Genomic DNA, 26,010 nt, shown 5'->3' on the forward strand with positions numbered 1-26,010 from the left:
CCCCCCCCCCCAGCGCAGGGAACCGTTTTCGCCCGGATCGGCTGAATAAAGTCGGATCACGGGCCGTCCAGCGGTAGGAGAGACCGCTGCGGGAAGCCGCCGGGCTGGTGCACCGGCGGCTTCCATTTTTTTGATGGAGCGCCTCTCACGGGTTTCGACCGAAAGTTCCGCTATCCTTTCGCCCCAAACGGATTTAGGCTCGGCCTCATGCGTCTGCCGCCCTTTCTGGATCCTCCTCCCTTGCCGGTGCTGCGCGGCCAGCGCGCCCTGTGGCAGGAAGCGCTGCTGAGCCTTGTCATGGTGTTTGCGGCCGCCTGCGTCAGTTATGTTCTGATGCAGTCCGGCTTTCCCTCGCCTGAAGCCTTGAGCATCCTGTTTGTCCTGCCCGTTCTGGCGGCGGCGATCTTCCTTGATCTGCGGCTGGCGCTGGTGACCGTGGCGCTCAGCGTCATCACCTACAATCTGGTCCTGCTGCCGCCCTTCTGGACTTTCGACCTGACCAACCCGCAGGCGGTGGCCAAGATCGTGGTGCTGCTCATCGTCACGCTTGTGGTAAGCGCCCTGACGACGCGCCTGCGCCGCATCACGGGCGAAAGTCAGGCGCGCGAAAACGTCCTGGGGGGACTTTATCAACTCAATCAGGACCTTGTCGGCAAAACCACAGTGGCGCAGGTGCAGGCGGCCAGCGAAACCTGCCTGAGCGCCCTGACCAGCGTGCCTTGCCAGATCTGGTATAAGGATGTGCCCGTTGATGACCCGCTGTTATCCGAAGCGGCGCAGGAAGGCGCGTCAGCCGGGGCCGGTCAGGTGCTGGCGCCGCACGACCCGCGCCTGATCCTGCCCCTGATCGACGGCGAAAAGACGCTGGGGGTGCTGGTCTTTACGCCGCAAGACCATGCGCCGTTTCCGGTCGAACTCTTCCCCCCAAGCCTGTTGCCGACCCTGGCTGCACAGGTCGCCAGTGCCCTCAGTCGCGCCGCTTTGGCCGAAGCGCACGAACAGCAGGCGCGTCAGGCCGACCGCGAGCGCTTCATGAGCGCCATGCTGTCTTCGCTGTCGCATGACTTCAAGACGCCGCTGGTCGGCATAGTCGGCGCGCTGGAAGCGCTGGAAGGCCGCGTGGATAGCGAGGCGCGGGACATCGTCGCGGATGGTCTGGCCGAAGCCCTGAGGCTGAACCGCTATGTGGTCAATCTGGTCGAAATCAGCCGGCTTGAGGCCGGTGTGCGACCACGCAGCGAGCCCTTGCATATCCGCGACGCCGTTTCCGGGGTTCTGCGTACTCTGCGCCCCCTGATCGGCCGCCAGAAGTTCCGCATTACGGTCGAAGCGGGGTTTCCGCTTCTCAACCTCAATGCCTCGCTGTTTGACCTTGTCCTGCTGAACCTGATTGAAAACGCCCTCAAATACGGCCCGCCCGAAGGCGAGATCACCATTGATGCCCGCGTCATTTCGGACGGTGTTGAAATTGATGTCGATGATGAGGGGGCAGGTATTCCGCCGCCTTTGCGAGAGCCGGTTTTCACCAAGTTTTATCGGGCCGTAGAGGGCGATCGCAAGATAGCCGGCACCGGGCTGGGGCTTTACATCTGCCGCGAGATCGTGGCCTCCTATGGCGGGCGTATCGAGGCCATAGATCCACCCGATGGCACAGGGGCCTGTATGCGCGTCTGGCTGCCGGAAGCGGCGACGCTGCGTCTGGCGACCCTTGAGGAGGAGATGGAATGAGCGGTTTGCAGCCCAAGGTACTGGTCATCGAAGACGATCCGCAGGTGCGCAAATTTTTGACCATCACCCTGACCTCTCACGACTATACGGTCATTCCGGCCGAGACAGGACGCGAAGGCATTCGTCTGGCGACCTCGGTCAAGCCGGACGCGGTGCTGCTGGACCTCGGTCTGCCCGATATCGACGGCACGGAGGTCATAGGCTCTATCCGCAGTTGGTCCAAAATGCCGATTCTGGTCGTGTCGGTGCGCGATCAGGAAGAGGAAAAGGTCAAGGCCTTTGATCTGGGGGCCAATGACTACGTCACCAAACCCTTTGGCACGGCGGAGTTGATGGCGCGCCTGCGGGCCTCTTTACGCGACTCCATCGTCGCATCCGTCGAAGATACGCGGGTCGAGGTCGGCGATCTCTGTATCGATCTGGCGGCGCACAAGGTGTCCGTCCGCGACACCCCCATCAAGCTGTCGCCCAAGGAGTTCGCCCTGCTGAAGGTTCTGGCCACCCACGCTGGAAAACTGCTCACCCACAAATACCTGATGCAGAAGGTATGGGGCGAGGCTCAGGCCGACGACAACCAGTATCTGCGCATCTATATCGCCCAGTTGCGTCAGAAGCTCGAAATCGACCCGGCGCGCGATCAGTTCATCGTCAATGAGCCCGGCATTGGCTACCGGCTGGAAACGCCTGCCAGATCGCACTGAACCTTTGAGCGGGTTCCGTTATCTCGGCGCGGGCATGGGCAGCGGTGATGTTAACAGGCTAAGGGCCGTATCCAAACGGTCACGCGCCCTATAAATTTACGGGTTGTCCAGTAAATCCGTTTAACTTTTCAAGGCTCGCCCTGTAAGCCGGGGAGATCAACCTGACCCTATAGCCATGATTACCTCTGTCTCTTCACCTTTTCATCATGAACTGCCCTACCTGACGGTTTGTGGTGCGGCGGTGATCGTCTTCGCGCTGGGGACGGTCGAGAAGGTGATGCGCCTGCGCAAGGCGACGCGGGGTACGGACGACTTTTTCGCGCGCTATGAGCGTCTGGGGTTGGGCATGGCCTTTCTGACCGAAGGTCTCGCCGTGGCGGCGATTATCACCGGATGGGCCCTGTTGCCGGCGGTTGTGGGGCTGGTTGGATATATTGTGGTTGTGGCGGCCTATAGTCTGAACGATGAGGGTGAGGACCGCGTTTCGCTGTTTTCGGTGGAGACGCTGCGGACGGATCTGGCGCTGGTCGGCTTGCTGGTCGTTCTGCTGACCATCGCCTATTCGCTGCGACTGGCGCATTGAAGCGCATGAATCTTCGGCAATCCCAGTCTGTGATCCTGCTGCACCGGCTGCGGCTGCGTGCGCGCCGCCTGAGGGACGTCAATCAAAAGGCCGGAAATGCGTCGGTTGCGCAGATTTACGCGAAGATTGACCGCTGGCTGGAAGGGCAGATGGCGCACGCCATGGCTGCGAAGCGATAGGCGATACGCCGCCGTGTGGATTGCCATGCACGCTTTTTTGGCAAAATCCGGGGATAATGCGCATTTGCCGCTTCACAAAGCCGCCAAGGCTTGCTAAGTGGCGCGCCTCCTGATGCGTGCGGTCGTGGCGGAATTGGTAGACGCGCAGCGTTGAGGTCGCTGTGCCGCAAGGCGTGGAAGTTCGAGTCTTCTCGACCGCACCATCCGGATCAAAAAAGGTTTTGAGGCGCAATCCTCAAGACCTTTTTTTGTGTCTGATTGCCGGCGAAACCGGTTGCAATCCCTAGGGATTCGGCCCAGTGTCTGGCTCCGTGAAAAGATGTATGCCCAAGGGGATATCGCGATGAACAGGGAGGGGGAGAGTTGTCACAAAAGCCCGAACCTGAACTCGATACCCTGGCGACGCCGCCCGATGAGTTACGCGGGTCGCTGAAGGCGCTGGCCGACGCCGTGGCGCGCGAAACGGCGGAGGCGGATGAACGTCCCGAACTGATCACGCCGGAACAGATCGAAGACTTCGCGCTTCAGGACGATTACGCCCTTAATCCGGAATATATTCAGCTCGTTATCGACGCTGCCGATCGCAATGACGGTCTGCGTCTGCGTGATCTTCTGGACGCCTTGCATCCGGCCGATGTCGCCGATCTGCTGGGCTTTCTGTCCGAAGATTACCGCGAACAGGTCATTCCGTGGATTCCGGCGGATGCCCTGCCGGAGGTGTTGCCGGAACTGGATGACGGTATCCGTGAGGAGATCGTCGAAAACCTGCGTCCGGTCGATCTGGCCGAAGTCCTTCAGGAACTAGATTCCGACGATGCGGCCGCCGTGTTCGAGGACATGGAGGCCGAGCAGCAGCAGGCGGTTCTGGCGGCCATGGACCCCGAAGACCGTGAGGCCATGGTCACCTCTCTGGCCTTCGAGGAAGAGACCGCCGGTCGCCTGATGCAGCGTGAAGTCGTGGCGGCGCCCGACTTCTGGAATGTCGGTGATGCCATTGATCATATGCGCGCGCACGGGGCGGACCTGCCGGAACTCTTCTTCGACGTCTATGTGATTTCGCCGACGCATAAGCCTATCGGCGCGCTGCCCGTGTCGCTGCTGATGCGCACGCCGCGCGAAGTCCGCCTGTCGGCCATTATGGAACCGATCACCGAGATCGAGGTCCATATGGATCAGGAAGAGGTGGCCTATATCTTTGAAAAATATCACCTGATTTCGGCCCCGGTCGTCGATCAGGGCGGGCGGCTGGTCGGTCAGATCACCGTCGACGACATCGTGAACATCATTCAGGAAGAAAACCGCGAAGACATCCTGGCTCTGGCCGGTGTGTCCGATGAGGAGGGGCGTGACTCCACGGTGTTTGAGGTGGTGCGTTCACGCCTGCCGTGGCTATGCGTCAACCTGTTGACGGCCTTCGTCGCCTCGTCATTGATCGGCATGTTCCAGAGCGAAATCGAAAAGCTGGTGGCGCTGGCCGTGCTGATGCCCATGGTGGCCTCTATCGGCGGCAATTCCGGCACTCAGGCCTTGACCGTCTCCGTGCGGGCCCTGTCGGCGCGGGAACTGACCACGGCCAACGCCTTACGCACGGTCTGGCGTGAGGTGCGGGTGGGGTGGTTCAATGGCGCGGTGATCGCCTGCATTCTGGGCTGTGTCGCCGGAACGGTGTGGCAGAACCCCATGCTGGGGGTAACCATCGCTCTGGCGGTGCTGATCAACCTCACCGCGGCGGCGTTGGCCGGGACGCTGGTGCCGCTCACCTTATCGAGGCTGGACCGTGATCCGGCGGTGGCGTCGCCCATTTTTGTGACCATGGTCACCGACTGCATCGGATTTTTTAGTTTCCTGGGGCTGGCGGCGATAATTCTGTTGTAAAAACGTAAGAGCCTATGGATAGCTACTCAGGCGGAATTAACCTTTTTTCTTAATCCTGTCGGGGGCGCAAGCGTCCGAATCGGTTGAAAAAATGGTTCGGGGGTGTTCGCAGCGGCGCGATGCTTGCTGGGCCCTTTACCTACCTGCGTAAGTGTACCGTTTTGGTTCAGGAAAAGTGATGAGAGCGCGCCACAAAATCTCCCGCGCCGGAGTCGAGCTGATCAAGAGTTTCGAAGGTCTGCGCCAGCAGGCTTCACAGTTGCCCGACGGGCGCTGGATGATCGGCTATGGCCATACCTTTTCTGCCCGCGAAGGGGCGCGCGTCACCGCCGAAGACGCCGACGCTCTGCTGCGCTTTGACCTTTTGCCGATCGTCGAGGCGGTCAATAATCTTGTCCACACGCCGCTGACGCAGAATCAGTTCGATGCGCTTGTGTCGTTCTGCTTCAACATCGGTATCGAGGCGTTTGGCCAATCGGACGTGCTGCGTCGCGTCAACGAAGGCCGCGTCACCGAAGCTGCGCAGGCGATGGACAACTGGACCAGCGCCGAATTCAACGGCCAAACCTATGTGCTGGCCCCGCTGATCCGCCGTCGTGCCTCCGAAAAGAGCCTGTTCCTGACCCCCGATATGGAGGGGATGGAGCTTGATCCGCAACTGATGACGCCGGGCATGGTCATCCGCCCCGCCGAAGCGCCGACGGCACCGCAACCCGCGCCCGCCGCACCGGCCCCCAAGCCCGTCATCACGCGCGTCGCCGATATCGCTGAAACACCGACGGCTCCAGCCCCGACGTCGCCGTCGATGGATGTTCAGGCCGCCTTGCTCAAGGCCGAGCAGGAGGCGCGGATTCAGGCCGAATTCCGTCGTCTGGAGCAGGTGCGCCTCGAAGAGACGCAGCGCCGGGAGGCTGAGCGCGCTGCCGCCGAGGAGGCCCGTCAGCGCGAAGCCGAACGCGCCGAAGACGCGCGTCGCGCTGAAGCGGCGCGTCAGGCCGAAGCCCGCCGTCTGGCCGACGAAGCGCGTGCCCGTGAAGACGAGCGCCTGCGCGAGGAAGCCCGTCGTCTGGAGGCCATTCGTCTGGCTGAAGAAACCCGCGTTCGTGAGGAAGCGCGCCTGCGCGAAGAGGCGCGGTTACGCGAAGAAGCGCGTCTGCGTGAGGAATTGCGTCAGCGCGAGGAAGCGCGTCTGCGCGAAGAGGCCAAGCTGCGTGAGGAAATCCGCCTGCGTGAAGAGGCGCGCTTCCGCGAAGACACCCTGCGTCAGGAGGCCATGCGTCAGGCCCAGGCTCTGGCGGCGGCCCGCGTCGCCGAAGAGGCCCGTCTGAGCGAACTGCGCCGTCTGGAGGACGCGCGCCTTGAGCAGCAACGGCTGGAACGCCAGCGGCTTGAGGAAGAGGCGCGCCTGCGTGAAGAGGCAGCGCGTCTGGAGCGCGAGCGTCTGGAACAGATGCGCCTCGAACAGGCCAGACTTGAGCAGGCCCGTTTGGAACAAGAACGTTTGGAGCGCGAACGCCTCGAGCGCGAGCGTCTGGAGCGTGAACGCGCCGAACGTGAGGCGCAGGCCAAACTTGAGCAAGCTCGTCTTGAACAAGACAGACTCGAACAAGAGCGACTGGAACAGGAACGCCTTGAGCGGGAGCGTCTGGAACGCGAACGTCTGGAGCGTGAACAGGCGGAAGCTGCTGCCCGCGCCGAACGTGAACGCGCGGCTGAGGCGCAGAAAAGCGCGGATCAAACCCCCAAGCCCACCGTCGATCCCGATGCTGAGGCGGTGCGTAAGGCGGAAGCGGCGGCGGCCCTGATGCGCCTCTATTCGCCGTATGCCACCATGGCCGGGCCTCTGGCCAAGCCGAAAGCGACACCTGCTACACCTTCGACACCTGCGCCGGCACCGGTTCAGGCCCCGCCGCACAATCCGCCGCCTGCGGTTGCCGCACCGACGTCTGCCCAGGTCGCGTTTGAGATATCTTCGCGCCGTGACCCGGAACCTGCGCCTGTTACAGCTCAGGAAGCGGAAGACGATGCAGAGGATGCGCCGCTGGTGATGCGGCTGCACAGCAAGGTTGAACCGGGTGTGCGTCCCAACCCGTCGCTGATTGCGCCGCCCACGGTTGTGGCGTCTCCGGTCAGTGTGCAAACCGATGCGGCCGCCGCTTCGGCTCCTGCTCCGGCTCCGGTAGCCCCGCAGCCTCAACTCGTGCCTGAGCCACCCAGAGAGACACCCAAAGAAACGCCGCTCCATTGGCGCGAGCAGTTGCAACACCCGGCAACGGGCGTGGCGACGGCTGCGGCGGCCGTGCAAAGCGACGCCCTGAGCTTCAATAGCCACGCGGCCCCGCAGACCTATGTCCATGCCGAAGAGGTGGTGGAAGACGACGAATGGCTGGACGAAGATGGCCGCATCGCGGTTTCGACCGAAGAGGCAGAGGCCAATGAGCGTAGCCTGTGGCAGATGATCGCCTCAACCCTGCAATGGATCTTCATTTCGGTGATCGGTCTGGCCGCACTCGGTGGCGCGGCGGGGGCCTATCAGAAGGCCATCAATCTCGAAATGACCGAACCAGGCAATGCCGACGTCTTCACCACCATGTCGATTACGCTGGCGGTCGTGGGTATTGTCTGCGTCTGTGTCTCGGTGTGGCTGATTTTCCGCCGTCTGGGTGGGTTAAAGGACTAAAGCCGCAGACGGCCTGATAGATTTGATCAAAGGGGAAACAGAAAAGGCCCTGCCGGTTTCGGCAGGGCCTTTATTTTTGCGTGATCGCCGTGTTTTACGACAGGCGGGCCGCCACCTGCGTGATGGCCTGATCGACCAGCGGATCGCTCTTCAGGCCGTCAACGCGGCTGATGAGGATGTTTTCCGCAATCTGCGTCGCCAGATCGGCGGCCGCGGCCTTGACCTCAGACGCGGCCTTGGCCTCGGCCTGAGCGATCTTGGCTTCGGCTTGCGCCTGACGGCGCTTGATCGACTCGTCGAGCTTCGTCTTGGCCTCGGCGGTGAGGCGCTGGGCCTCTTCCTCGGCAAAGGCGATCAGTTCCTTGGCCTTTTGCTCGGCCTCAAGGCGCTCGGCCTTGATCTGGTTGAGCAGGGCCTGCGCTTCCTGACGGATACGCACGGCCTCATCCAGTTCGGCGCGCACGGCATTGCCGGTGTCGGCCAGAGAGGCCCACAGCTTTTGCGGCACCTTCATGACGATCAAAAGCAGGAAGAAGCAACCCAGACCGATACGGACCCAGGTTTCCGGATTGGCCCAGAAGGACGGTTCAGCGTGTTCCATCGGGTGCTCCTCAGCTCTTCTTCAGGGCGGCGGTCAGGGCCGTCTTGGTCGGGGCCTTGCCCGTCAGCTTTTCGACCAGCGCCGACGCGGTGTCGGTGGCGATCTCGGTGACGTGGGCTAGGGCTTCGTCGCGCTTGGCGCGGATCGAGGCCTCGGCTTCGGCCAGAATGCCGTTCAGACGGGCGTCTTCCTTGGCCTGAGCCGCCGCCATTTCGGCCGTCGCTTTCGCCTTGGCATCGGCGGCCAGCTTGCGTGCAGCGGCATGAGCCGCCGCGGTTTCAGCGGCCGCGTCCTTGGCCTGAGCTTCGGCCTCGTCGCGGATGGCGCGGGCATTGGCCAGATCTTCGGCGATCGTCGCGCCGCGCGTGTCGATGACATTGCGCAGGCGAGGGGCGAACACCTTGGCGATCAGGATGAACAGGACGGTGAAGATAAGCAGAAGCCAGACAATTTGCCCTGCCCAGTTCTCGAACTTCATCTGCGGAAGCCCGCCGCCGTGCTCTGCATCACCGTGACCAACGGTTTCGGTATGCGCTGACGCATGGGCGACCGCGTTCGCTTCAGCCGGGGCTACCGGTTCAAGCGTGGCGACGGTCGTGATCGGCTCACCAGTAGCCGAGACGGTAGCTGACGACGCAATGTCGGTAGCAGCGGTCATTACTCACATCCTTTGAACCGTCCCTGATGGGCGGTTCTGTGTAGTGTCGGTCAAAACAGATGCGGACCAGACACGCTCTTTGGCGGCTGGTCCGCGATCAGGGCTAACCTGCGTGCGCTCCGATTAGGAAGCGTACAGGATCAGAACCGCGACAACGAACGCGAAGATGCCGAGGGCTTCGGTCAGGGCCATACCGATGAAGAGGTTGGTTTGTTGCGACTTGGCCGCCGACGGGTTGCGCAGAGCACCTTGGAAGAAGTTACCGAACAGGATACCCAGACCAACGCCTGCGCCGATCATGCCGAGCATGGCCAGACCCGCACCGATGTACTTGTAAGCAGTAGCGTCCATTGACTTTAGACTCCGATAGAGAAGGAAAGAAGAGATAGAAAGTTATGATTAGTGGTGATGCAGGTTCACCACGTCATTGAGATACACGCAAGCCAGAACTGCGAAGACGAAGGCTTGCAGATAGGCCACGAGAAATTCCAGTGTGGTTAGAGCCACTACTGACACCAGCGAAATCGCTGCGCCAGCGAGCGCCAAACCACCAGCCGCCACCATCCACACGACGAACTGAGCGAAAACTTTGAGCACGATGTGGCCGCCGACCATGTTTCCGAACAAACGCAGCGTCAGCGTGATCGGGCGCATCAGGAAGGATACAACTTCGATGATAACGATCATCGGCAGCAGCCACCAAGGCACACCTGAGGGTACGAATAACTTGAAAAAACCGAGACCGTTCTTGGCGAAGCCAACTACGATGACCGTACCAATGGTCAGAACTGCCAGCGTGAGCGTGACGGCTATCTGCGATGTAGCCGTGAAGTATGTGGTCATGCCGATCAGATTGCAGCTCAGTATGAACAGAAAGAGCGTGAACACAAACGGAAAGAATGCACGCCCCTCATGGCCGATAATCGACTCTGCAAGGTTGTCAACCAGACCAAAAAGGCTTTCAGCCATCACCTGAAAGCGACCCGGAATGATCGAGGCGCGTGCGGTGGTCAGGCCGAAGAATACGATCACGAGGCCCACACCGATAAGCATGGCCAACACCGAATTTGTGATCGAAAGGTCGATGGTTACCCCAGCAATCGTGACGGGCTCGATTTCCCAGACGGGCACGACCTGAAACTGGTGCAACGGATCGAATGGACCGGCCATAAGCCTCTACCTCATCAATTCAAATAGCGATGGGCCAGAGGCCCTGAAATTTCAGCGTTGTCCACTGCGGACGACGGCATATACCCCTGTAATTAGACCCACAATTGCACCTACTATCATACCGAAGGGGCGCGTATGCAGGTGTTCGTCACTGAGCCAGCCTAGTCCCAGTCCAATGAAAATTCCCCCGAGAAGTTCGCCCAGAGCCTGATAGCCCTTTCCGGCGCCCGCTTCGCTTTCGGCGTGGTCGGTCTCTTTGCGGCGCTTTTTCTGCTCAATGGCATTAAGCCGCCGTTCGAGGTCGTCCAGCTTCGACGAAGTCTCATGATCGGGGTCATTATTCATATTCGGACCTTTCGGAAGGACATTCGCACACAGACAAATATCCCCCTTCGGACGGCGCGGAACCTAATCGGACAGACCGCAAAGGTCAAGCAAGCCGATGACATAAAGTTGATCTAATTGCCCCGTGCAAACACTACAGGGCATCACTATTTGCGAAAGTTCGTTTCCCGTGCGGGGCTTTATCGCGGCAAACCCTTGTAACAATGGTTTGCAAGCCCCATTCCGGCGGGGCTTAAGACTTTGGTCGGTTGCCTCAGGCGACCAGCGCCTCGGCGGCCTTCAGATCGACGCTGACCAGTTGCGAGACGCCGCGTTCGGCCATGGTCACGCCAAACAGGCGATCCATGCGCGCCATGGTTACCGGATTGTGGGTGATGGCGATAAAGCGCGTCTGGGTGCGGGTGCGCATTTCATCAAGCAGCCGGCAATAGCGATCGACATTGGCGTCATCGAGCGGCGCATCCACTTCGTCCAGCACGCAAACCGGGGCTGGATTGGCCAGAAACACGCCAAAAATCAACGCCGTCGCCGTCAGGGCCTGCTCGCCGCCTGACATCAGGCTCATGGTCGAAAGGCGCTTGCCCGGCGGGCAGGCATAGATTTCCAGTCCGGCCTCCAGCGGATCGTCTGATTCGACCAGCCGCAACTCCGCCGAGCCGCCCCCAAACAGGGCGACAAACAGCGTCTTGAAGTGTTCATTGATCACGTCAAACGCCGCCAGCAGGCGTTCGCGGCCTTCGGCGTTCAGTTCGTCGATCCCGTCGCGCAGCTTGCCAATGGCTGTGGTCAGGTCGAGCCGTTCACGGCTGATGCCTTCCAGCCGCTCCTGATACTCGGTTGCCTCTTCTTCGGCGCGCAGATTGACCGCGCCCAGCAGATCACGCTCTTTCTCCAGCCCTGACAGCAGGGCTTCGGCCCCGGCCGCGTCCGATGGCGTGGCAATGGCCTCTTCTTTCAGGCGCTGGCCCAGCGCTTCCGGTGTGTCCTGCGTCTGATCGAGGATTTGCGCTTCGATTTCCGCCTTGCGTGCGGTGGCGGCTTCAAGCCGAGCCAGCGCCCCGGCGCGGTGTTCGCGCGCCTGCGCCGCCGTGTGTTCGCGCGCCTTTTCCTCGGCATCGGCCTCGCGTTTAGCGGTTTCGGCAAGAGCCAGCGCGTCGCGCGCCTCGGACAGGCGCTTTTCGGCGGCAGTGAGCGAATCGAGCAGGCTCAGGCGGCGGGTTTCAAACGTCGCGGGCGCGGCCTCGGCGATAGCCAGCGCCGCCAGAGTCATTTCCTGTTCGCGCGTCAGCTTTTCGACGCGGCTGCCCGATTCGCCGTGGCGTCGCGTCCAGTCGCTGAGGTCGCGGCTCAGATTGCGTTCGCGCGATTCGCGTTGCTGCCGGTTGCGCGCGTCTTCGTCCAGCGCCGACCGCGCCGCCAGCACGGCCTGACGCCGGCTATTGGCGAGATTGCGTGCTTCGACCAGTGCGTCGTTCAGGGCGTCCAGCGTTTCCGGCGTCGATTGCGCGTCAGCCAGCGCCTCATAGGCGGTCTTGGCCTCGCTCAGATCACCGCGCAAGCGTTTGATACTGCCATCCAGCGCCTCCATCCGCGTTTCGTACTGCGTCTGGCGGCGGCCCAGTTCATCGGCCTGCGCCGTCTTCGTGCGCAGATCGCGTTCCAGTTCCGGCAGGCGGGTGCGCGCCTGACGCAGACGGTCTTCGAAGCGGCGTTGCGCGTCGGCGGCGCTTTTCAGCGCGGTTTGCGCGGCCTCAAGCTCCGGCTTGAGCGCGTCAATTTCGGCCTCCAGCTCATCGAAGCGGGTGCGTTGGGCCAGACGCACAGCGGCAGGCTTCGGGGCCTTGGCGCGCACGATCAGCCCATCCCAACGCCACAGATCGCCTTCTTTCGACACCAGCCGCGCGCCCACGGGCAGGTGTGTCTGAAGGCGGTCGCCCTCGGCCTGATCGACCACGCCGATGGCTGAAAGGCGCAAGGACAGGGCGGGTGGGGCACTGACGTATTGCGTCAGCGGCGTGACCCCCAGCGTCGACAGATCGCTCAGCACGGCCTGCGAATCGAAATCCTCAGCCCAGAAGGCCAGCGCATCGAGTGCCCCGCGCTTCGACAGGCTGAGATTGAGATCGTCGCCCAGGGCCGCCGCCAGCGCCAGTTCATAGCCTTTTTCGGCGCGCACGGCGTCGAGAACCGGGCTTTTGCCCTTGGCGGTATTGGCGTTCAGAATCTGCGCCAGACCGCGCGATTCGGCCGTCAGCCGCCCCAGCCGGTCTTCGAGGTCGCGCGCACTTTTGCGTGCCTGCGCCTCGGCATTGACCACCGCCACCCGCTCGCCTTCCAGCGCTTCGGCCTCAGCACGCGCGGCGTCCAGCGTCTGTTGCGCGGTGTCGGCTGCCTGTCGCGCCGTCTCCAGCGCCGCGTGATCAAACACGCCCATCGCCTGTTTTTCGCGCTCGGCCTGATTGGTCTGGGCCAGCAGGCGCTCAAAGCGGGTCTGCGCCTCCTTCAGGCGCGTGGCCTCCAGCCTTTGCCGCTCGGTCAAGGCGGCCAGTTCGGCCGCCAGTTCCTCAATGCGCTGATCGGCCTCGACGCGCTCGCCTTCGGCCATCAGCACGGCGGCCTTCAGTTCCGGTTCGCGCGACGGGGCGTCTTTGATCTCATCGCGCACGCGCGCCAGCATTTCGGTCAGGCGTTCAATCTGGGCCTGACCGTCACACGCCAATTCCAGCTCGCGCGCATGGTCGGCCTGCTGACGGCGCAAATCGTTTTTCAGCCGCTCTATCTCGGCTTGCGCCTGCTGGGCTTCGAGGTCGAGGCGTTCTTTCTCGATGCTCAGACGGTGGTTGACGGTCGCCGCGATGGCTTCTTCTTCGCGCAGCGGCGGAATGGCTTCGGCGGCTTTCAGGGCCTGAACCTGTGCGGCGGCGGCTTCGCGAGTCGTCTCTTCGACGGCCTGCGACAGGGTGTGCATTTCGCCCGTCGTGGACTGAAACACAGCCAGCGCCTCCAGCCATCGGGCGTGCAGAATGGCCTTTTGCAAGGCGCGGATTTCGGCGGAAATCTTCTTGTACTTGTCGGCCTGCCGCGCCTCGCGCTTCAGTCGCGACAGGGCGCTGTCCAGTTCGCGCGAAATATCGTCCAGCCGCGCCAGATTGGCCTCGGCGGCGCGCAGACGCAGTTCGGCCTCATGACGGCGGGTGTGCAGGCCCGACACGCCCCCGGCTTCTTCGAGGACGCGGCGGCGGTTTTGCGGTTTTGCGGCGATCAGCTCGGAAATCTGCCCCTGACGCACCAGGGCCGGGGAGTTGGCGCCGGTCGAGGCATCGGCAAACAAAAGCTGCACATCGCGCGCACGCACCTCCTTGCCATTGACCTTGTAGGTCGAGCCCTGACCGCGATCAATGCGCCGGGCGATGTCGAGCACGGGCTGATCGGTGAAGGGCTGAGGGGCGAGGCGGGCCGAATTGTCGATGGTGAGCGTGACTTCGGCCCAGTTGCGCGCCGGGCGTTTGTCCGACCCGGCAAAGATCACGTCTTCCATGCCTGCGCCGCGCATGGCCTTGGCCGAGGTCGCCCCCATCACCCAGCGGAGCGCTTCCAGCAGGTTCGACTTGCCGCAGCCATTGGGGCCAACAATGCCCGTCAGTCCGGGTTCGATGCGAAATTCAGACGCATCGACGAAGGACTTGAAGCCGGAAAGTTTCAGCCGTTGGAATTGCAAGCAGGGACCAAAGGAATAGCGAATCAGACGAGACGCAAAGGTTAACGGGCTTTAACGCTTTTGCCTAAAGGCTTCTTATTAAAGCGAGGGTGGGGAGGCCCGCAAGGGGCGCAATCCCTCTCTCCCTTGCCCTATTTTCGCCCTTCCGCCAACCTACCACCGATAGATGCAAGGGATTGAGGGGATGATGAAGACGAAAATCCTGTTGACGCTGGCTTTTGTGGTTCTCGCTCCGATCACGGCGTGGGCACAAGACGATGCTATCTGGAGCACGACCGATGTCACGGTGGTCAAACGCCTGCCCGGACCCGCCCTGTGGAAGGTGGTGCGCGACGATAAGGTGGTTTGGATCATCGGCTCTGCCCAAATTGAGGGTAAGGCGGGTTGGGATAGCACGCGCATCGAGAACATACTGACCGGGGCCGAAACCCTGTACACGCCGCCGACGGCGAGCGGAGGCTTGTCACTTATTTTTCGTCTGATGAAGGACAAGGATTTACCGGGGCGCACGACGCTGAAAGACGTGCTGCCCGAGGCTGAATATACGCGGTTTCAGGCTACGGCCCGGCGTTATGGCATCAAAACGAACGATATAGAGAAGGACAAGCCGCTGTGGGCCGGGATGCGTCTGTCCATGAAGATCAACCAGAAATACGGCTATTCATCTTCGGCGGTGGTGGACCGCCTGAGCAAGGTGGCCAAAAAGAAGAAGGTGAAGGTGCGCGCGGTGGCCAGCTATGAAGCCAAGCCACTGCTGAACCAGATTGCAGCCATTGATGCCGAGGAAAGCCGTCGCTGTCTGACGATGACGCTCGATTCCCTCGATTACGATATTCCCAATGTGCCGATGGTCACCAAGGCCTGGGCCTCTGGCGATGTGGCGCGGCTCAAACCGATCTGGCGCAATGGCCCGAAGGGCGACTGCCTTCAGGGACTGGGCGCGGACCTGTCGGCGCGGGTCAGTGGCGACACGATCGCGGTGATCGAAAAGGCGATGAGCGGTTCGAAGCGGAGCGTGCTGATCCTGCCTATGGGTATGTTTATCAATGACGACCGGCTCGTGTCCGGCTTGCGGGCCCGCGGCTATCAGGTGCGCGAGCCCCTCTGAGCCGGTTTACTTCACGGCCTTGATGGCGGCTTCGATGGCGGCATAGTCGCTTTCGACGCGCTTGCCATTGACGAAGAAGGTCGGGGTGCCCTCGACGCCGTCCTTGGCCATATTGGTTTCCATGCGAGCGGAGATCGCCTTGAACAGGTCCTCGTTTTTCAGGCAGTTGTCGGCTTCGCTCTGGTTCAGGCCCGCCTTGGCCGCCAGCGAACGGAAGACCGGTTCGGCTTCACCCGTCTCGTAGATTTTCGACTGAGCGGCGAAGAAGCCGTCGATGATGGTGAAATAGGCCTTTGTGCCGCCCTTCTGACCCAGCCAGTTGGACTTATCCGCCGCGCAATGGCCCAGCATATAGACGCCGAAGGCCATCTGAGCCGGGTTGGTGGCGACTTCGCGATAGACGTACTTCACCTTGCCCGTCTTGATGTAGTTGCGCTCGAATTTGGGCCAGTTGGTGGTGTACCATTGGGCGCAGTGGGTGCAGGTGACCGAGCCATATTCGACCACGGTCACACGGGCATTGGCCGCGCCCTTGGTCATCTCTTTCAGAGGGGCGACCTTGGCTTTTCCCGTGCTCTGGGCGTCGGCGGCCACGCTGAACAGGGCGGTGGTGAGCACCGCCAGCAGAAAGACCGCCACGGCCTGCTGCCAGAAGGGCGCGCGGCGGGCACGATCATAAAGGCGACGAACAGTGGCGGTCATGATGGCAATTCTCTGAAAAAGTTACTTCTTGGCGGCAGGCGCTTTGTCGAGCGCTGCCGTGAAGGCTTCGACGCTGGTGTAGTCGCCTTCGAACTTCTGACCATTGATGATCAGGGTCGGCGTGCCGGTGATATTGTCGGCCTTGGCGTATTTTTCCATATTGGTCTGGATGCGTTCCAGACCCTTCGGATCGTTGACGCACTTGGCAAAGGCCTCGTCGGACAGGCCGGCCGAATTGGCCACGCGCTTGAGGATGCCCTTGGCGTCGCCCGTGGTGAACAGTTCCTGCTGCGAACGCATGATGGCGTCGATCACCTCGAAATACTTGTCCTTACCGGCGCAGCGCGCCACCAGAACGCCCGCCGCCGAGACGTCCGCCGGAGGGGTGAGGAATTCGCGGTAGATGTACTTCACCTTGCCGGTGTCGATATATTTGGCCTTCACCGTCGGGAAGACCTTTTCGTTGAAGGCGGCGCAGTGGGTGCAGGTCACCGAGGCGTATTCGACGAGGGTGATAGGGGCGTCGGCCTTACCCAGAACCATGTCGTCGGCTCCGGCATCCGTTTTGTTGCCACCACAGGCGGCGAGGGCGAATGTGCCGAAAGCAGCGGCGGCCATAAGCGCGCCGCGAACGAGGGTGTGACGGGTCAGGTGCATGGATCGGGCCCTTATGTGAGAATCTGGATCAGGCGTCTGTTGGCCTTATCCCGACTTCCTACGGCGAGAGCGTGGCCTTTGGCAAGTTACTTCCGTCGGGCACGGTCCTTGAGCAGCACCGAACGGCCCAGTCGCAGCAGTTCGCGCCGCAGCTTTTCATCCGCTACGGCCTTCACGCTTTCCTGCAAGGCCAGTTCTTCGGCGGCGCTCAGGGGCTTGGGGGCAGGAGGCGCCACCGGACGCGCGACCTTCTGCACCGGCCCCTGAATGAGGCGCAGGCGTTCGACCGTACCCGCCCCCAGGAACAGATTAACGCGATCGAGAATGACGCGGCTCTGATGCTGGATAACCGAGGCAAACGACCCTTCGACGCGCAGATCGAGCGTGCCGCCCGCCTTGGCGCCGGGACGGGCGCGGATGACCTTTATCGGCTCGGTCACGCGCGCCACCGTATCGCCGACAATCTCAGGCCAGCGGCTTTTGAGGCGACCGGCCCCGGTGTCGTAGGCTTCAAATCGCTCATTGAGCGCCTTCATCATCGGCGCTATCTGTCGGTTGACGGGCGGCGAAGGTTGCGGCGCGCGGCGCGTCCGCGTGGTCCGCAGGATGCGCACGGCTTCTTCATAGGACGGCAGGTCACGTTTCATGAGATTGAGTATAGAGCTTATGGGCGAGGATGTCTCGTCTGCGCGTCAGAGAGTGCTGGACTGGTATGACTGCAATGCGCGCGTTTTGCCGTGGCGCGAGGGGCCGGGGGCCGCGCTCAAGGCCGATCCGTACCGGGTGTGGATGTCGGAGGTGATGCTTCAGCAGACCACTGTGCCGCACGCCACGCCCTATTTTGAAAAATTCACCACCCTGTGGCCAAGCGTGAGTGCGCTGGCCGCCGCACCCGATGAGCGGGTGATGGCCGAATGGGCGGGACTGGGCTACTATTCGCGGGCGCGCAACCTGCTCAAATGCGCGCGGGCCGTGGTCAGCGAACATGGCGGCGTCTTTCCGGCGGATGAGGGGGCCTTGCTGAAGCTGCCGGGGTTCGGTCCCTACACGGCGGCAGCGGTGATAGCCTTTGCGTTTGGAAAGGCCGCCAATGTGGTCGATGGCAATATCGAGCGGGTGATGAGCCGCCTCTATGCCGTCAAAACACCTGTGCCGCAGGCGCGGCCTCTGTTGCGCGAACTGGCGGCGCGTTGGGTGCGCGAAGACCGCGCGCGCGACTGGCCGCAGGCGCTGATGGACCTGTCGGCCAGTGTCTGTCGTCCCAAATCGCCGTCCTGCCTGATCTGCCCGTTGCGTGAGGATTGCGCGGCTTTTGCCGAAGGCCAGCCGGAGGCCTATCCGCTGAAGGCGGCCAAGGCCCCGAAACCCGTGCGGCACGGCGTGGCCTTTCTGATCATGTCAGAAGACGGGTTTGTGGTCGAGCGTCGTCCGGACAAGGGCTTGCTGGGCGGGATGCTGGGCCTGCCGCATCTGGAGTGGCGTTCAGAGGTGTGGAGTGAGGGGGAAATCGTCTTCCCATCCGTCCACCACGGAAATGAGGCTTGGGAAAATCTCGGCACCTACGCGCACGTTTTTACGCACTTTGCCTTGAAGCAACAGGTCTGGCGGGTGGTGCTGAGCACAAAAGATATGACGGCGTTTTTGCGTCAGCACAATGCTTATCAGGGTTTGAGTTGGGGTGAGGCGAAATCGCTGCCGACTGCATTTGCAAAGGCGTTGAGGCCCAAATAAAAAATGCCCCGCCAGTGAAGGCGGGGCAAGGGGAGGGTTCACGAGGTACGCTTACTGAAACCGGAGTGGTTATCCCGCGGTGTTGCTGCCATTGCCGGCGATCGTGCACTTTTCAGGCACGCCGGGATTGGTGGCGGCGACATGGCAGGGCACGGCGGGATTGAGGGCCGTGCGGGCCTTGTTGAGGACGGCAATGTAGCCGCGCTTGTTGGTACAGGCGATTTCCAGCACCACCTGCCCATTGTTTTCAAAGGCGTAGCGGGCCTCGCCGATCACGCAGTCAGGCTTGATCGACTTATGATTGGTGCTGAGGGTTTGCAGGTATGCCTTGAGCTGATCACGGCTCATATAGGCGCACTCGGTCTTTTGCACGGCGGCCCCGAAGCAGTCGAAGGTTTCGAGCTTACCTTCTTTACCCGCATCGGGGATCAGGGCGATCAGCCCGGTCTTGGCTTCCGGGCATTTGAATTCGGCCAGGTCGCGGTTGGTGGCGGTGTCGCGGCCGATACGGCGGAAGTCTTCGATGGTGCAGGCAATACCGGCTGCGCTCAGGGCCTGCGCATAGGCGTCCTTGTATTTGGCCTTGGCCTCGTCCTGTTTGGCCTTACCCGCAGCGGCCAGAGCGGCGGCGTCGGTAAACTTGCAACCGCCGATATTGGCCGCCTTGTCGCAGCCGACCTTACCCTTGAACTGGGTGTCGAGATCGGTGACCAGCACGAAGCCCGGCTTACCTTCGCAGCCCACTTCGTAATACTCGGCGTCCTTGGTCGCGCCGATAAACCGCGCATTGTTCAGCGTGCAGTCCGGGGCATTCTTGCGCACCAGCGCGCCGACGGTTTGCGGCAACAACTCCGGCGTCGTCAGTTCGCATTTCAGAGCCGTGTCGGCGGTTTTCAGACAGTTGAGGAAGCCAACCGTCTGGTCGCTGGCCTTCCAGGTCGGCACTGTGAAGATGCCACCCGCCGTATTTTTACAGCCAATTTCATAGGTTTCGCTGTTTTTCGCGGCGTCGGCACGGATAAAGCGCGCCCCTGCGATCTGACAGGCCGGGATCTTCGACTTGGCAGTGTCGGTCAGCCAGTAATGGGCCGCGCGGTTGCCGCGTAACTTGCACACCGGGCTGCCGGGTGCGGCCTTGGCAATAGCTGCGGCCTGAAGGCAGCCCATCGGATCGCCAAACGGCGCCTTTTTGGCCATGTAAAGAAGATAACCCCGCTGGTCCTTACAGGCGACTTCAAAGCTTTCGATGGCGACTTTCTTGCCATCGACCGTGGCTTCGGCGGCCGCGGGAACCGTGGCTTCGGTCACTTCGCAGGGCAGGCCAAAGGTCTGCACCAGCTTGCTGACGGTCTTGACGTTTTCAGCGGCGGCTTCGGCGGCCAGCATTTCTTTGCGGCTTTGCTGCGCACTGGCCGATGAGGCGATCAGCCCCAGACCGGTAAAGATAGTCAAGGCCACCGCCCAGCGGCGAAGAGTGTGCGTAATCATCCTGACGTTCCCGTGGTTACGGCTTTGCGCCGTTTATTTGTCAGATGATTAAGCGCGCAGATTATTTCAAAATCAAGCGGAAACGATCAATATTGCGATTTTAGTCGTAAAGTAGACAAAACCCGGCCTTTCGACCGGGCTTTGTTGTTCATTGAAAATGGACGATGCCGCCTGCCGCGGTACGTTCCGGGTGCAGGGTCAATGACCCTGCTGCCGGATGCGGGCGCGCAGATCGTCGATGGGTTTGAACCCGGCATCGGTCTTGAAGCGCCAGTAGGTCCAGCCATTGCAGGAGGGCGCCTGTTCCAGCATGGCCCCGACCTTATGGATCGAGCCGGTCAGTTCGCCGTGCACCAGTGAGCCGTCGGCGCGGACGCGGGCGGTGCGCTGACCCTTGGGGCAGTAGAGGGTGTCGCCGGGTTGCAGCAGGCCGGCCTCGACCAGCGCGCCGAAGGGGACGCGCGGTTCTGCCTTTTTGGAGCCCATGGTGGCGAGGTCGGACTCATTGGCACGCTGCACGCGGGCGATGCGTTCACGCGCGTGTCTGGCATAGGTTTCATCGCGCTCGATGCCGATGAAGTGGCGGCCCAGACGCTTGGCCGCCGCGCCAGTGGTGCCGGTGCCAAAGAAGGGATCAAGCACCACATGGCCGGGCTTGGAGCAGGCCAGCAGGACGCGATAGAGCAGGCTTTCGGGCTTCTGAGTCGGATGGACCTTGTTGCCGTCCGCGTCCTTCAGGCGTTCTTCACCGGTGCACAGCGGTATGGCCCAGTCCGAGCGCATCTGCGTATCTTCGTTGAAGGCCTTGAGGGCGTCATAGTTAAACGTATAGCGTTTCTGGCCCTTGGCCTTGGTGGCCCAGATCAGGGTTTCGTGGGCATTGGTGAAGCGTGTGCCCTTGAAATTGGGCATGGGATTGGCCTTGCGCCAGATGACATCATTCATCACCCAGAAGCCCAGGTCCTGAAGCGCGACGCCGAGACGGAAGACGTTGTGATAGGAGCCGATGACCCAGATGGCCCCGTCATCCTTAAGCACGCGCTGGCATTCGCGCATCCATTCGCGGGTGAAGCGGTCATAGGCTTCGAAGCTGGCGAACTGATCCCACTCATCGTCCACCGCATCGACTTTGGAATTGTCCGGGCGGTGCAGGTCACCGCCGAGTTGAAGGTTGTAGGGCGGATCGGCGAAGACCAGATCAACGGACTTGTCCGGCAGGGATTTCAGGATGTCCACGCACTCACCGACATGGATGGTGTCCAACTCCAGCGCGGTGCGCTGCATGATGGCTTTTTGCGGCATGTGGCGTGTCATGGCTTAACCCCGGATCGTGGCGGCCCGCTTCTGTGGGCCGGTAAGAAAAGACAGGTTAGAATCCTGTGGGGTTAATAAAAAGTTACAACTTGACTCGCGGCGAATCGGGCGAGTCTCATTTGACTCAATTTTCTGGGGGTGAGTCTTTTGGGACTCAGTTTTGGATTCGTTTTGTTCTCTCAGGCGTCCACAACGGCCGTTTCAGACGCGGCAGACAGAACCGAGCGTACCGTGGCCCAACTCAGGCGATGGATGGGCGAGGGGCCGTGCAGGCGGATGGCGGCTATGTGGGCTTCGGCCTGATAGCCCTTGTGCGATTTGAAGCCATAGGCGGGATAGAGGGCATCCATCTCGATCATGATGCGGTCGCGCGCCGTCTTGGCGAGGATCGAAGCGGCCGCGATGGACAGGGATTTGTCGTCGCCCTTGACCACCGCCGTGGAAGATATGGCCAGCGGCGGGCAGCGATTGCCGTCGATCAGGGCATGGATGGGCTGCGGGCGGAGGGCTTCGACGGCTTGCGTCATGCCCATCATCGTCGCCTGAAGGATGTTGTGGCAGTCGATATCGGCGGCAGAAATCTCGATTACCGACCACGCCAGAGCGGCCGCCTTGATGTCTGGCTCCAGCGCGAAGCGCTGTTTTTCGCTGAGCTTTTTGGAGTCGGCTATGCCGGGTGGAATGCGCGCCGGATCAAGGATAACGGCGGCCACGCATAAGGGCCCGGCGCAGGGGCCGCGTCCGGCCTCATCGACCCCACAGACCAGACCGTCAAACTGAGACTCAAAAGTGAAATCGGGCATGGATGGCTCCATACCCGATTCCGCTGAGGCTTAGAAGGTGGCGGCCACGCTTTCGGTAACGCCCCGCCCCTTGGGGTCCGGGCCAAAGCGGTTGGCGTTGGGTGTGCCATCCTGCACATGGAACCACAGGGTCACCAGACTGGCCAGCCAGGTGGGCAGCAGCACATAGAGCGCGATGGGGGCCATGGCGCTGTAAACAGCCATATTGGCCTGCGCGTCGCCCGATTCGAGGCTTGAAGGATCAAGGTTCTGGAAGTTCTGCCCCATCTGGGCCACGGCATCCGCAGCAAACACAAGGGTGAGGATCAGCGACACGATCATGACTGCCGGGTAGAACAGAATCCACAGGCCGGTACGGTTGGTATCGTGGAAGCGGCGTACACCCACGGCGATGGAGGGGATGAGAACACCCAGTCCGAAAATCAGGGCCACACCGGCGGCAAGGCCTGCGACCAGCCCGCCCGTCATCTGCACGATGTTCAGGAAGAGGCTGACCACAACCTGAAACAGATAAAACAACCAGTATTCCGAACGACGGGCGCGGCCCTGAAAATCGAAATAGCGCTTCAGCGGTTGAAACATCAGATCGAAACTGAACATGGGCGTCCCTTTGGCCGTGAGTGGTGTTTGACGATAACCGCAGCCGAACGGACTGGCAAATGAAACCCGTGTCAGGTTTCAGACGCATTGAGGTGCGGGGTCAACCAGTCGGGGACGGCGAGGGTGACCGTGTCGTTTTCGCAGGTCAGATCACCGTCCAGCCGGTCGAGCCGCATCAGGGCCAGCGACTTGCCATTGGCGGAGGCCAGAATCTCCCCGGCGCGACGCTCGCCCAACAGGACTTCGCTGCCGAAAGCGAAGGCACCGGTATGGCTCAGGGGGATCAGGCGGTTCTTGATCGTACCGCGCCGCTTCATGCGTGACGTCGTTTCCTGACCGACAAAGCAGCCTTTTTTGAAGTCGATGGCCTTGATCAGGTCCATATTGATGTCGATGGGGTAGAGATAGTCTTTGGGGAAGTCGAGCCCCGGTTCGGCCACGCCCTGCGTCAAACGAAACTCCGTGTAGGTCGTGAGGTCTCCCGTCGCCTCAAACGTCCCGTAGGCGCGATAAAGCCCCGGTGCGCGGGGGTCGGGCAATCCCTCAGACAGGGAGGCATAAACCTGCGCCTCGGGTTTGGACAGGGTGACTTTCGCCCGCAGCTTGAACATATTCAGACGGGTGAACAGTTCGTCGCGCACTCGCGCATCGACATCTATCCATACGGTATCCGAATCCCGTGGACAGATGAACACATCGGTGCTCAGCTTGCCTTGCGGGGTCAGGAACGCGCCATAATATAAGGGTTTGTTCTCTCCGGCGGCGACGGCGTCGAAGATGGTTTCCACGTCAATGGTTGTCTGGCCATTGAGGAACTTTCCCCAATCGGGGCCGCTCAGGGCGATCAGGGCACGGTGCGGCAGGGCAATAAGGTCGGTCATGTTTGCTGTGAGCCATAGATTCGGGATAGGGTATGTAGCATGAGCCGTTCGTTTCCGATCCTGATCGTCGCGCTTGAGGAACCGAAAAGGGCTCTGGCTCTAGGTGGGGTTCTGGCGCGCCTGCTGCAAGAAGTGCCGAACGCGGCCGTGACCCTGATCACGCGCAGCGACAGTGCCGCCCTGTTTGCCGATTTCAGCCATATCGAGGCGATCATCCCTTTTGATGGCGAGGTCGTGTCGGTGGCCGGTCTGAAACTGTGGTGGCAACTGCGGCAGCGCCAATGGGGCCTGCTGCTCGATACAGGGCCGACCCTGTGGTCGCGTTTTCTTAATGCAAAGACCCGTGCCATAGCGCCGGATCACCACACAGACGAACACCCGGTGATCACCGCGTCGCGCCTGCTCAGGCTCGAAAAGCCCGAACTGCCGTGGCTGCATGTGGCCGAAGCGCGGGCCGTGGGGGCGGAATTTTTTCTCGATGACACACCCGGTGAGGAGGGGCCTTTGCTGGCCATCGCCCCTGGTGCGCGCTGGCAGGGGGCGCAGTGGCCGGCGGAGCGCTTTTCGGTGCTGGCGACGCGCCTGATGAACGAAGACGGCCCGCTGAAAGGGGCGCGTCTGCTGATACTGGGGCACGAAAGCGACCGCGAAGCCGCAACGGCCCTGCGCATGGCCGCCCCCAAGGCCCGTGTGATTGAACTGACGGGTAAGCTCGACCCGCTGACCGCCTATGCCTGCCTGCGTCAGGCCGATGTGTTTATTGGCAATGATGATATCTGGCTGCATCTGGCGGCGGCCGCCAATGTCCTGAGTTTCGGGCTCTACGGCCCCTCAGATGATCGGGTTGAGGCCCCGCTGGGCCATAATGTGCATATTCTGCGCACGCCGCGGCATTTTGAAGAAATTCGCGCTCAGGACCCGAATCTCGATCAGGCGCTGTGTCATATGCTCGACCTCAGCGTCAACCGGGTGTATGAGGCCGTTCAGACCACATTGACGGTATCTCACCAGGCTCCCCGTCTCCCCTGAGGGAGAGGGCTGGGGTTAAGGTGGGGCCGTTGTTTCCCCCTCATCCGGCCTTTCAGGCCACCTTCGCCCGCAAGGGAGAAGGGAAACGGAGACGCCTCATGCCGACCTATGATCTGATCATCCGCAACGCTGACATCATCAACCACGCCGGGCGCGGGCAGGGCGATATCGGCATCACCGCCGGTAAGTTCGTGGCCTTTGGCGACCTGTCTCAGGCTTCGGCAGGCGAAGTGTTCGACGCCACAGGCCTTCTGGCCATGCCGGGCGTCATCGACACGCAGGTGCACTTCCGCGAGCCGGGACTGGAGTGGAAGGAGGACCTCGAAACCGGTTCTCAGGCTGCGGTCATGGGCGGGGTCGTGGCCGTGTTCGAAATGCCGAACACCAATCCCAACACCACCGATCCGGTGACCTTTGAGGACAAGCTGAAGCGCGCGCATCACCGTATGCACTGCGACCACGCCTTCTATGTCGGCGGCACGCACGAAAACGCCGCCCATCTGGGCGAGCTTGAGCGCATGAAGGGCTGCTGCGGTGTCAAGGTCTTCATGGGGGCTTCGACCGGCACCTTGCTGATCGCCGATGACGAGGGCGTGGCCAAGGTGCTGGCCAGCGTCAACCGCCGCGCCACCTTCCATTCCGAGGACGAATACCGTCTGGCCGAGCGCCGCGCCCTAGCCCGCGAAGGCGACTGGACCAGCCATGACTTCGTGCGGGATGCCCAGTCGGCCATTCAGTCCACCCACCGTCTGGTGCGTCTGGCGCGTGAAGCGGGCAAGCGTATTCACGTCCTGCACGTCACCACCGCCGAAGAGATCGAGTTCCTGTCGCACAATAAGGACATAGCCACGGTCGAGATCACGCCGCAGCACCTGACGCTGGTGGCGCCCGAAGCCTATCAGCGCCTGAAAGGTTATGCCCAGATGAACCCGCCGATTCGCGATCAATACCACGTCGACGGCCTGTGGCGCGGCATCAGCGACGGCGTCGCCGACGTGCTGGGCTCTGACCACGCGCCGCACACTATCGAAGAGAAGCAAAAGCCCTATCCGGCCTCGCCGTCGGGTATGCCCGGCGTGCAGACCCTGTTGCCGGTTATGCTGACGCATGTCGCCAATGGCAAGCTGTCGCTGGAGCGGCTGGTGGACCTGACCTCGGCCGGGGCGCAGCGTGTCTTCGGCGTGGCAGGCAAGGGACGGATGGCCGAAGGCTATGATGCCGACGTGACGCTGGTCGATCTGAACCACAAGCGGGTCATCACCCACGATCAGATGCGGTCGCGCTGTGGCTGGACGCCGTTTGATGGCTTCGAAGCCCACGGCTGGCCCAAGGCCACCATCATCCGCGGCAAGGTGGTCATGCGTGATGACGAGATCGTCCGGCCGTCGCAGGGGGAAGCCTGCCGCTTCATGGAGATATTGTAGTTTAAGCCACGAAAAACACGAAAAGCCAGATGGGT

The 26,010-nt window shown here is 61.7% G+C and carries 24 protein-coding genes and 1 tRNA gene; 11 read left to right on the forward strand and 14 right to left on the reverse strand.

The genetic code is table 11. From position 1 onward, the window contains the following. The first annotated feature begins 207 nt into the window (after positions 1 to 207). From EM6_RS01945 to EM6_RS01970, 7 genes are all read left to right on the forward strand, one after another. Entirely contained in the window at positions 208 to 1,728 is a 1,521-nt protein-coding gene (locus EM6_RS01945) for a sensor histidine kinase (protein WP_126419869.1), read from the forward strand. Then, entirely contained in the window at positions 1,725 to 2,429 is a 705-nt protein-coding gene (locus EM6_RS01950; RefSeq protein ID WP_126419871.1) for a response regulator, read from the forward strand. The genes EM6_RS01945 and EM6_RS01950 overlap by 4 nt, the downstream gene beginning before the upstream one ends. A 175-nt stretch (positions 2,430 to 2,604) precedes the next feature. Further along, positions 2,605 to 3,012: a hypothetical protein gene (locus EM6_RS01955; RefSeq protein ID WP_126419873.1), complete on the forward strand. Its 408-nt coding sequence runs from the start codon at positions 2,605 to 2,607 to the stop codon at positions 3,010 to 3,012. Between the two features lie 5 nt (positions 3,013 to 3,017). Continuing rightward, positions 3,018 to 3,191: a hypothetical protein gene (locus EM6_RS17275; RefSeq protein ID WP_172961103.1), complete on the forward strand. Its 174-nt coding sequence runs from the start codon at positions 3,018 to 3,020 to the stop codon at positions 3,189 to 3,191. A 118-nt stretch (positions 3,192 to 3,309) separates the two neighbouring features. Then, a tRNA-Leu gene (locus EM6_RS01960) sits at positions 3,310 to 3,394 on the forward strand. A 247-nt stretch (positions 3,395 to 3,641) separates the two neighbouring features. Beyond that, complete coding sequence (gene mgtE / locus EM6_RS01965) at positions 3,642 to 5,066, forward strand: magnesium transporter (protein WP_410271583.1); 1,425 nt, start codon at positions 3,642 to 3,644, stop codon at positions 5,064 to 5,066. A 178-nt stretch (positions 5,067 to 5,244) separates the two neighbouring features. Next, positions 5,245 to 7,746, forward strand: coding sequence for a lysozyme (locus EM6_RS01970; RefSeq protein ID WP_126419878.1), 2,502 nt, complete (start codon positions 5,245 to 5,247; stop codon positions 7,744 to 7,746). A gap of 94 nt (positions 7,747 to 7,840) precedes the next feature. On the opposite strand, the gene EM6_RS01975 is transcribed toward EM6_RS01970, so the two are convergent. From EM6_RS01975 to smc, 6 genes are all read right to left on the reverse strand, one after another. Then, positions 7,841 to 8,347, reverse strand: a complete 507-nt coding sequence (locus tag EM6_RS01975) for an ATP F0F1 synthase subunit B (protein WP_126419880.1) — start codon at positions 8,345 to 8,347, stop codon at positions 7,841 to 7,843. A gap of 10 nt (positions 8,348 to 8,357) precedes the next feature. Further along, positions 8,358 to 9,005, reverse strand: a complete 648-nt coding sequence (locus EM6_RS01980) for a hypothetical protein (RefSeq protein WP_126419882.1) — start codon at positions 9,003 to 9,005, stop codon at positions 8,358 to 8,360. 123 nt (positions 9,006 to 9,128) lie between these two features. Further along, positions 9,129 to 9,356: a F0F1 ATP synthase subunit C gene (locus EM6_RS01985; RefSeq protein WP_126419884.1), complete on the reverse strand. Its 228-nt coding sequence runs from the start codon at positions 9,354 to 9,356 to the stop codon at positions 9,129 to 9,131. Positions 9,357 to 9,404: 48 nt separating this feature from the next. Then, a complete protein-coding gene (locus EM6_RS01990; protein ID WP_126419886.1) occupies positions 9,405 to 10,175 on the reverse strand; it encodes a F0F1 ATP synthase subunit A in 771 nt (256 codons plus the stop codon). A 51-nt stretch (positions 10,176 to 10,226) separates the two neighbouring features. Then, positions 10,227 to 10,520 (reverse strand): AtpZ/AtpI family protein, encoded by a 294-nt coding sequence (locus tag EM6_RS01995; RefSeq protein WP_126419888.1) that lies wholly within the window; start codon positions 10,518 to 10,520, stop codon positions 10,227 to 10,229. A gap of 253 nt (positions 10,521 to 10,773) precedes the next feature. Beyond that, positions 10,774 to 14,238 (reverse strand): chromosome segregation protein SMC, encoded by a 3,465-nt coding sequence (gene smc / locus EM6_RS02000; protein WP_126419889.1) that lies wholly within the window; start codon positions 14,236 to 14,238, stop codon positions 10,774 to 10,776. A 184-nt stretch (positions 14,239 to 14,422) separates the two neighbouring features. Between smc and EM6_RS02005 the strand changes: the two genes are divergently transcribed. Next, complete coding sequence (locus EM6_RS02005) at positions 14,423 to 15,346, forward strand: TraB/GumN family protein (protein WP_172961104.1); 924 nt, start codon at positions 14,423 to 14,425, stop codon at positions 15,344 to 15,346. A 6-nt stretch (positions 15,347 to 15,352) separates the two neighbouring features. On the opposite strand, the gene EM6_RS02010 is transcribed toward EM6_RS02005, so the two are convergent. The 3 genes from EM6_RS02010 to EM6_RS02020 all read right to left on the reverse strand — a co-directional run bounded on the left by EM6_RS02010 (position 15,353) and on the right by EM6_RS02020 (position 17,352). Continuing rightward, complete coding sequence (locus tag EM6_RS02010; protein ID WP_126419892.1) at positions 15,353 to 16,048, reverse strand: thioredoxin domain-containing protein; 696 nt, start codon at positions 16,046 to 16,048, stop codon at positions 15,353 to 15,355. 21 nt (positions 16,049 to 16,069) lie between these two features. After that, on the reverse strand, positions 16,070 to 16,705 hold the full coding sequence (locus tag EM6_RS02015; RefSeq protein WP_126419894.1) for a DsbA family protein: 636 nt from the start codon (positions 16,703 to 16,705) through the stop codon (positions 16,070 to 16,072). 86 nt (positions 16,706 to 16,791) lie between these two features. Further along, on the reverse strand, positions 16,792 to 17,352 hold the full coding sequence (locus EM6_RS02020; protein ID WP_232037069.1) for a DUF721 domain-containing protein: 561 nt from the start codon (positions 17,350 to 17,352) through the stop codon (positions 16,792 to 16,794). Between EM6_RS02020 and mutY the strand changes: the two genes are divergently transcribed. Beyond that, positions 17,351 to 18,436 (forward strand): A/G-specific adenine glycosylase, encoded by a 1,086-nt coding sequence (mutY, locus tag EM6_RS02025; RefSeq protein ID WP_126419896.1) that lies wholly within the window; start codon positions 17,351 to 17,353, stop codon positions 18,434 to 18,436. The genes EM6_RS02020 and mutY overlap by 2 nt on opposite strands. A gap of 69 nt (positions 18,437 to 18,505) precedes the next feature. Here mutY and EM6_RS02030 read toward each other — a convergent pair whose 3' ends face one another. The 5 genes from EM6_RS02030 to EM6_RS02050 all read right to left on the reverse strand — a co-directional run bounded on the left by EM6_RS02030 (position 18,506) and on the right by EM6_RS02050 (position 23,522). Continuing rightward, the gene (locus EM6_RS02030; RefSeq protein ID WP_126419898.1) at positions 18,506 to 19,924 is read right to left on the reverse strand and encodes a hypothetical protein; all 1,419 of its coding nucleotides are present in this window, start codon (positions 19,922 to 19,924) and stop codon (positions 18,506 to 18,508) included. 198 nt (positions 19,925 to 20,122) lie between these two features. Then, entirely contained in the window at positions 20,123 to 21,238 is a 1,116-nt protein-coding gene (locus EM6_RS02035) for a site-specific DNA-methyltransferase (protein WP_126419899.1), read from the reverse strand. A gap of 179 nt (positions 21,239 to 21,417) precedes the next feature. Continuing rightward, complete coding sequence (locus EM6_RS02040) at positions 21,418 to 22,041, reverse strand: ribonuclease HII (protein WP_126419901.1); 624 nt, start codon at positions 22,039 to 22,041, stop codon at positions 21,418 to 21,420. Between the two features lie 30 nt (positions 22,042 to 22,071). After that, complete coding sequence (locus tag EM6_RS02045) at positions 22,072 to 22,641, reverse strand: DUF805 domain-containing protein (protein ID WP_126419903.1); 570 nt, start codon at positions 22,639 to 22,641, stop codon at positions 22,072 to 22,074. A gap of 71 nt (positions 22,642 to 22,712) precedes the next feature. Further along, positions 22,713 to 23,522 (reverse strand): YgfZ/GcvT domain-containing protein, encoded by an 810-nt coding sequence (locus tag EM6_RS02050; RefSeq protein ID WP_126419905.1) that lies wholly within the window; start codon positions 23,520 to 23,522, stop codon positions 22,713 to 22,715. Positions 23,523 to 23,561: 39 nt separating this feature from the next. Between EM6_RS02050 and EM6_RS02055 the strand changes: the two genes are divergently transcribed. Both EM6_RS02055 and EM6_RS02060 read left to right on the forward strand, forming a co-directional pair. Then, positions 23,562 to 24,551 (forward strand): glycosyltransferase family 9 protein, encoded by a 990-nt coding sequence (locus EM6_RS02055; protein WP_126419907.1) that lies wholly within the window; start codon positions 23,562 to 23,564, stop codon positions 24,549 to 24,551. A gap of 98 nt (positions 24,552 to 24,649) precedes the next feature. After that, positions 24,650 to 25,975, forward strand: a complete 1,326-nt coding sequence (locus EM6_RS02060; RefSeq protein WP_126419908.1) for a dihydroorotase — start codon at positions 24,650 to 24,652, stop codon at positions 25,973 to 25,975. Positions 25,976 to 26,010: the final 35 nt, after the last annotated feature.

Source organism: Asticcacaulis excentricus (assembly GCF_003966695.1).
Lineage (GTDB): Bacteria > Pseudomonadota > Alphaproteobacteria > Caulobacterales > Caulobacteraceae > Asticcacaulis > Asticcacaulis excentricus_A.

Coding starts and splice junctions, on each gene's coding strand:
- EM6_RS01945 (WP_126419869.1), top strand. CDS start 208: ATGCGTCTGCCGCCCTTTCTGGATCCTCCTCCCTTGCCGGTGCTGCGC.
- EM6_RS01950 (WP_126419871.1), top strand. CDS start 1,725: ATGAGCGGTTTGCAGCCCAAGGTACTGGTCATCGAAGACGATCCGCAG.
- EM6_RS01955 (WP_126419873.1), top strand. CDS start 2,605: ATGATTACCTCTGTCTCTTCACCTTTTCATCATGAACTGCCCTACCTG.
- EM6_RS17275 (WP_172961103.1), top strand. CDS start 3,018: ATGAATCTTCGGCAATCCCAGTCTGTGATCCTGCTGCACCGGCTGCGG.
- EM6_RS01970 (WP_126419878.1), top strand. CDS start 5,245: ATGAGAGCGCGCCACAAAATCTCCCGCGCCGGAGTCGAGCTGATCAAG.
- EM6_RS01975 (WP_126419880.1), bottom strand. CDS start 8,347: ATGGAACACGCTGAACCGTCCTTCTGGGCCAATCCGGAAACCTGGGTC.
- EM6_RS01980 (WP_126419882.1), bottom strand. CDS start 9,005: ATGACCGCTGCTACCGACATTGCGTCGTCAGCTACCGTCTCGGCTACT.
- EM6_RS01985 (WP_126419884.1), bottom strand. CDS start 9,356: ATGGACGCTACTGCTTACAAGTACATCGGTGCGGGTCTGGCCATGCTC.
- EM6_RS01990 (WP_126419886.1), bottom strand. CDS start 10,175: ATGGCCGGTCCATTCGATCCGTTGCACCAGTTTCAGGTCGTGCCCGTC.
- EM6_RS01995 (WP_126419888.1), bottom strand. CDS start 10,520: ATGAATAATGACCCCGATCATGAGACTTCGTCGAAGCTGGACGACCTC.
- EM6_RS02005 (WP_172961104.1), top strand. CDS start 14,423: ATGATGAAGACGAAAATCCTGTTGACGCTGGCTTTTGTGGTTCTCGCT.
- EM6_RS02010 (WP_126419892.1), bottom strand. CDS start 16,048: ATGACCGCCACTGTTCGTCGCCTTTATGATCGTGCCCGCCGCGCGCCC.
- EM6_RS02015 (WP_126419894.1), bottom strand. CDS start 16,705: ATGCACCTGACCCGTCACACCCTCGTTCGCGGCGCGCTTATGGCCGCC.
- mutY (WP_126419896.1), top strand. CDS start 17,351: ATGAGATTGAGTATAGAGCTTATGGGCGAGGATGTCTCGTCTGCGCGT.
- EM6_RS02020 (WP_232037069.1), bottom strand. CDS start 17,352: ATGAAACGTGACCTGCCGTCCTATGAAGAAGCCGTGCGCATCCTGCGG.
- EM6_RS02030 (WP_126419898.1), bottom strand. CDS start 19,924: ATGATTACGCACACTCTTCGCCGCTGGGCGGTGGCCTTGACTATCTTT.
- EM6_RS02035 (WP_126419899.1), bottom strand. CDS start 21,238: ATGACACGCCACATGCCGCAAAAAGCCATCATGCAGCGCACCGCGCTG.
- EM6_RS02040 (WP_126419901.1), bottom strand. CDS start 22,041: ATGCCCGATTTCACTTTTGAGTCTCAGTTTGACGGTCTGGTCTGTGGG.
- EM6_RS02045 (WP_126419903.1), bottom strand. CDS start 22,641: ATGTTCAGTTTCGATCTGATGTTTCAACCGCTGAAGCGCTATTTCGAT.
- EM6_RS02050 (WP_126419905.1), bottom strand. CDS start 23,522: ATGACCGACCTTATTGCCCTGCCGCACCGTGCCCTGATCGCCCTGAGC.
- EM6_RS02055 (WP_126419907.1), top strand. CDS start 23,562: ATGAGCCGTTCGTTTCCGATCCTGATCGTCGCGCTTGAGGAACCGAAA.
- EM6_RS02060 (WP_126419908.1), top strand. CDS start 24,650: ATGCCGACCTATGATCTGATCATCCGCAACGCTGACATCATCAACCAC.